The sequence below is a fragment of the Nonomuraea sp. NPDC004702 genome (genome assembly GCF_053601695.1).
The window spans coordinates 44,764-50,366 of sequence record NZ_JBSGCE010000065.1 but is presented as its reverse complement, the minus strand read 5'-3'; the positions used below and the strand labels follow the sequence as shown (position 1 = coordinate 50,366).

At 73.9% G+C, this 5,603-nt stretch carries 5 protein-coding genes; all 5 read left to right on the top strand.

All coding sequences use genetic code 11. The annotated features are described in order from the left end of the window. The first annotated feature begins 98 nt into the window (after positions 1-98). The 5 genes from ACWEJ6_RS44460 to ACWEJ6_RS44440 all read left to right on the top strand — a co-directional run bounded on the left by ACWEJ6_RS44460 (position 99) and on the right by ACWEJ6_RS44440 (position 5,508). Positions 99-791, top strand: a complete 693-nt coding sequence (locus ACWEJ6_RS44460) for an ABC transporter ATP-binding protein (RefSeq protein ID WP_452431479.1) — start codon at positions 99-101, stop codon at positions 789-791. Next, on the top strand, positions 788-1,513 hold the full coding sequence (locus tag ACWEJ6_RS44455) for an ABC transporter permease (protein ID WP_452431477.1): 726 nt from the start codon (positions 788-790) through the stop codon (positions 1,511-1,513). The genes ACWEJ6_RS44460 and ACWEJ6_RS44455 overlap by 4 nt, the downstream gene beginning before the upstream one ends. Further along, on the top strand, positions 1,510-2,688 hold the full coding sequence (locus ACWEJ6_RS44450) for a sensor histidine kinase (RefSeq protein WP_452431476.1): 1,179 nt from the start codon (positions 1,510-1,512) through the stop codon (positions 2,686-2,688). Before ACWEJ6_RS44455 ends, ACWEJ6_RS44450 begins: the two co-directional genes overlap by 4 nt. Before the next feature lie 4 nt (positions 2,689-2,692). Beyond that, entirely contained in the window at positions 2,693-3,319 is a 627-nt protein-coding gene (locus tag ACWEJ6_RS44445; RefSeq protein WP_397155867.1) for a response regulator, read from the top strand. Positions 3,320-3,465: 146 nt separating this feature from the next. Further along, entirely contained in the window at positions 3,466-5,508 is a 2,043-nt protein-coding gene (locus ACWEJ6_RS44440) for a cellulose binding domain-containing protein (protein WP_452431475.1), read from the top strand. The last annotated feature ends 95 nt before the right edge of the window (positions 5,509-5,603 follow it).

Genomic DNA, 5,603 nt, shown 5'->3' with positions numbered 1-5,603 from the left:
GGCCGCCCGCCTGAGCGTGTTCGTCGGCGGCGCCACGCCCGAGGCGGCCGAGCGGGTGTGCGGGCTGCCGGAGGAGGTGCTGTTCTCGCTGGCGGGACCTGCGCAAGAGCTACCGGCACACCCGGGCCCTCGACGGCCTCTCCCTGACCGTGGAACGCGGCGAGATCTTCGGGCTCGCCGGGCCCAACGGCGCCGGGAAGACGACGGTCGTGGAGTGCGTGTCCGGGCTGCGGCGTCCCGACGGCGGCCGCGTGCGCGTGCTGGGCCTCGACCCGCAGGGCGACCGGCGCGCGCTGCTCCAGCGCGTCGGCGCCCAGTTGCAGGAGGCCGCACTCCCCGACGGCATCAAGGTCGGCGAGGCCCTGCGGCTCTACGCCTCCCTGTACGACCACCCGGCCGACTGGCGGGCCATCATGGACGAATGGGGCCTCACCGACCGGAAGGACGCCCGCTTCGGCGGCCTGTCCGGCGGCTGGAAGCAGCGCCTGTTCATCGCGCTGGCCCTGGTCGGCGACCCCGAGGTGGTCCTGCTCGACGAGCTGACCACCGGCCTCGACCCCGACGCCCGCCGCACCACCTGGGGGCTGATCCGGGCCATGCGCGACCGCGGGATCACCGTCGTCCTGGTCACCCACTTCATGGACGAGGCCGAGGCGCTGTGCGACCGGATCGCCGTCGTCGACCGCGGCCGGGTCGTGGCCGAGGGCAGCCCGCGCGAGCTGATCGGCCGGACGCGGGCCGCCTCCCTGGAGAACGCCTACTTCACGCTGACCGGGAGGGCCGAGGCATGAAGGGCTTCACGAGAGTCGTCGCCGTCGAGCTCAGGCTGGGGTTGCGCGACCCGATGTCGGCGTACTTCGCGCTGGGCTTCCCGCTGGTCATGCTCTGGGTCAAGCTGCGCGGCGGCGACCGGCCGCTGCCCGGCGGCGAGCGGCTGGTGAACGCCACCGTGCCGATGCTGACCGTCTTCGTCGTGGGGCTGGCCGCGCTGGTCGTCCTGCCGGCCACGCTGGCCCAGTACCGGGAGCGCCGGGTGCTCAAGCGGCTGCGGGCCACGCCCGCCACACCGTTCATGCTGTGCGGCGCCCAGTGGGCCGCGCACATGCTGCTGGCGGTGCTCGGCAGCGTGCTGCTGGTCGTCCTCGGCGTGGCCGGCTACGGGCTGAGCGCGCCCGCCAGCCTGCCCGGCGTGCTGCTGGCCTGGCTGCTCGGCGCGCTCAGCCTCGGCGCCGTCGGGCTGCTGCTCGGCGCGCTGGCCCCCAGCGGGCGGGCGGCGACGGTGATCGGGCTCGCCCTGTTCTTCCCGATGGTGTTCCTGTCCGGCGCGGTGATCCCGCGCGAGACCATGTCGGGGTCGATGCGGGCGATCGGGGACCTGACGCCCATGGCGCCCGCCGTCCAGGCGATCCGGGACGGCTGGACGGCCGGCGTGCTCCCGCCGCTCGCTCTCGGGATCATGGTGGCGGTCGGCGCCGTCGCGGGCGGCCTCGCGGTGAAGGCCCTGCGGTGGTGAGCCGGTGGGAGCGGGCCACGGCGGCCCTGCCGTACCTGCTGGTGCTGCTTCCCGCGCTGTTCTCGCTGCTGCGGGTGTGGCGGGTGGAGGTGCTGGCCCTGGCGCTGTTCGCGGCGGCCTGGCACTGGTTCGTGGTGGCCTGCCGTCCCGCCTGGACCGCGCGGGCGTGGGTGGTGGCCGGGTACTTCGTGGTGCTGCTGGCGGTGGTCGCGGCGCTGGTGCGCATCGACCCGGTCTTCACCGTGACCGGGGTGGGGGTGTTCGTCCAGTGCTTCGCGCTGCTGCCGGGGTTGTGGGCGTACGCCGGGGTCGCGGTGACGGTCGGGACGCTGGTCGCCGCCCGTCCGCCGGCCGGTCGCACGCCGGTCGAGCTGCTGGCCTCCTTCGTGGTCGGGGTGCTGGTCGCGTCCATGACCGGGCTGGTCTTCCAGACCGTCTCCGAGCAGAACGCGCAGCTCAAGGAGAAGGGCGCCAGGCTGGCCGCGCTCGCCGAGGAGAACGCCGACCTCCAGGCCCGGCTCCTGGTCCAGGCCCGCCAGGCGGGCGTGCTGGGCGAGCGGCAACGGCTGGCCAGGGAGATCCACGACACCGTGGCCCAGGGGCTGACCGGCATCCTCACCCAGCTGGAGGCCGCCGACGAGGCCGCCGGAGCGACGCCCGCGGTGCGCGCGCGGCTGGCGACCGTACGGGAGCTGGCCAGGGAGAGCCTGACCGAGGCCCGCCGCTCGGTCCAGGCGCTGCGCCCGGCGCCGCTGGCGACGGCGGCGCAGCTCGGGACCGCCCTGTCGGAGGTGGCGGCGGCCTGGTCGCGGGCCTGCGACGTGCCTGCCTCGGTGTCGGTCACCGGCGACGCCCGGCCGCTGCACACCGAGGTGGAGAGCACGTTGCTGCGGGTGGCCCAGGAGGCGCTGGCCAACGTGGGCAAGCACGCGCGGGCCTCCCGGGTGGGGATCACGCTGTCGTACATGGAGGACGTGGTGGCGCTCGACGTCCGCGACGACGGGTCCGGCTTCACCCCGGGGTCCGGCGGCGGCTCGGGCGGCGGGTTCGGGCTGGTGGCGATGCGGCAGCGGGTCACCCGCCTGGCCGGCAGCCTCGCCGTCGAGAGCGCCCCTGGCCAGGGCACGGCGATCTCCGCTACCGTTCCGGCCATCCCCGCCGACCCGGGAACGTGAGCCCATGCCGGTACGCCTGATCATCGTCGACGACCACCCCGTGGTCCGCGACGGGCTGCGCGGCATCTTCGAGACCGACGGCTTCGAGGTGGTCGGCGAGGCGGCCGACGGCGCCGAGGCGCTCGCGGTGGCCCTGCGCACCGCCCCCGACGTCGTGCTCCTCGACCTGCGCATGCCGGGGCCGAGCGGCGCCGAGCTCATCCGCCGGCTGCGCGCGCAGTGCCCCGGCACGCACGTGCTCGTCCTGACCACCTTCGGCGACGACGCCGACGTGGTGCCCGCGATCGAGCAGGGCGCCACCGGCTACCTGCTCAAGGACACGCCGCGCGCCGAGCTGCGCCGGGCCGTGCTGGCCGCGGCCCGCGGCGAGAGCGTGCTGTCACCGGCCGTGGCCGGGGTGCTGACGCGGCACGCGCACCCCCCGGAGCAGCGCGCGCTGAGCCCGCGGGAGCTCGAAGTGCTCGGCCTCATCGCCCGCGGCGCGACCAACCGCGAGGTGGCCAGGAAGTTGTTCGTCACCGAGGCCACCGTGAAGACCCACCTGCTGCACGTCTTCGCCAAGCTGGAGGTCAAGGACCGGGCGGCGGCCGTCGCGGCGGCCTACGACAGGGGCCTGCTCAAGCCCGCCTGACCGGCCTGGGGCTGCTCAAGCCAGTCTGACCGCCGTGAAAGTTTCAGCGCCGATTGACGGGCCGGACCCCACGTCGCATGATCATGCTTGCCTCCTGGTCAGGAGGGGGCGTCGAGCCATACCGCTACCCACGGCGAGGTACCCCGATGCCTGGCAAGATCCTGCCCAGGGCCGCGACCGCGGCCCTCCTGACCCTCACCACGCTGATCGCTCCCCCGGCGCGCGCCGACGACGTCACCCCCGTCACGGTGACTGTCAACGCCCGCGCCGCCCTGGCCACCGCCCCCGAGACCGGCATCGGTTCCAACCATGCCATCTGGGACGCGAACCTCGGCACCGACCAGACCGCCGACCTCCTCAAGGACGCCGGCGTCAAGCTGCTGCGCTACCCCGGCGGCTCCTACTCCGACATCTACCACTGGGCCGACCACACTGCCCCCGGCGGGTACGTCGCCCCGAACACCGACTTCGACACCTTCATGCGCGGCGTACGGCGTACCGGCGCGCAGGCCATGGTGACCGCCAACTACGGCACCGGCACCGCCGAGGAGGCCGCCGCCTGGGTCCGGCACGCCAACGTCAGCAAGGGCTACGGCGTCAAGTACTGGGAGATCGGCAACGAGAACTACGGCAACGGCCACTACGGCAGCGCCTGGGAGGCCGACGACCACGCCGACAAGAGCCCGGCCGAGTACGCCCGCCACGTCGTCGCCTACGCCGACGCCATGAAGGCGGCCGACCCGACGATCAAGATCGGCGCGGTGCTGACCACCCCCGCCAACTGGCCCGACGCCATCACCGCCGAGGGCGACGACGGGAGCTGGAACAAGGTCGTCCTGTCCCTCGCCGGGCCGAAGATCGACTTCGTGATCCTGCACTGGTACCCCGGCGCCCTGGACAGGGCCGGTCAGGTCCCTGACATGATCCGGCTCACCCGGCAGCAGCTCGCCGCGTACGCCGGGCCCGGCGCGGACCGGATCGGCATCGCGATGACCGAGTTCAACACCGGCTCCAGCAGCAACGGCACCAACACCCAGCCCGGCGCTCTGGCCGCCGCCGACGCCTACGCGAGCCTGCTGGCGAACGGCGTGTTCACCGTCGACTGGTGGAACGTGCACAACGGCATCGGCAACGTCACCGAGGTCGAGGGGCACACCGACTACGGCGACTTCGGGCTGCTGTCCAGCGGGGTCTGCAACTCCTCCGGGGTCTGCGAGCCGCCGCTGAACACGCCGTTCGCGCCGTACCACGCGTTGCGGATGGTGAGCGTGTTCGCGCGGGCCGGTGACCAGTTCGTCACGGCGGCGACCGACCAGCCGAAGGTCAGCGCGCACGCCGTCCGGCGGCCGAACGGCGACCTGGCGGTCATGCTGATCAACAGCTCGCCGGACACGTCGTACCCGGTCGCCGTGGACTACGCGGGCTTCACGCCGGCCGCGGGCGCGCCCACCGTGCTGACCCACGTCAACGGCGCGACCGCCATCACCACCGCGACCACCGGCACCGCCACCAGCCAGACACTGCCGCCGCTCTCGCTGACCACCGTCGTCGTGCGTCCCGCCGCGCTTCAGGCCGGCCTGCCCGGCGCGCCCGGCCGTCCGGCGGCCTCGAACGTCACCGACCGGACCGCCGTCGTCTCCTGGCCCGCCGCCGCCCCCGGCGCCCGCCCGATCGTCAAGTACGAGCTCCACCGCCAGAACGGCGCCGTCAGCGAGCAGCTCGGCGAGACCGCCGGCACCTCCTACACGGTCGGCAACCTCAAGCCCGGCACGACCTACACGGTCAACGTGATCGCCCGCGACAGCGGCGGCGGCGTCTCCTGGGCCTCACCGCCCCTGACCTTCACCACCGGCACCCCGGCGACCAGCTCCTGCGCCGTGCGATTCACCGACCAGACCGACTGGGCCAGCGGCTACGTCGGCGCCGTCGAGATCACCAACAACGGCGCCCCGGTCGACGGCTGGACCCTGAGCTTCACCTGGCCGAGGCCCTGGCAGAGCCTCGGCAGCGGCTGGAGCGCCACCTGGACCCAGACGGGCTCGAACGTCAAGGCCGTCAGCGAGCCCGGCAACGCCTCCCTGGCCACGGGCGCCTCGACCACGATCGGGTTCGTCGGCAACTACGCCGGCCCGAACCTCCTGCCCACCGTCTTCACCCTCAACGGAACCGTCTGCACCACCCGGCAGTGACCCGGCCTGCCGCGCCCGGCCCCCGATCACGGACGCGTGAGCGGGGCCGGGTGCGCTGGGAAGAGCTTCGGGTCCGGCCTGCTTGTCACCACAAC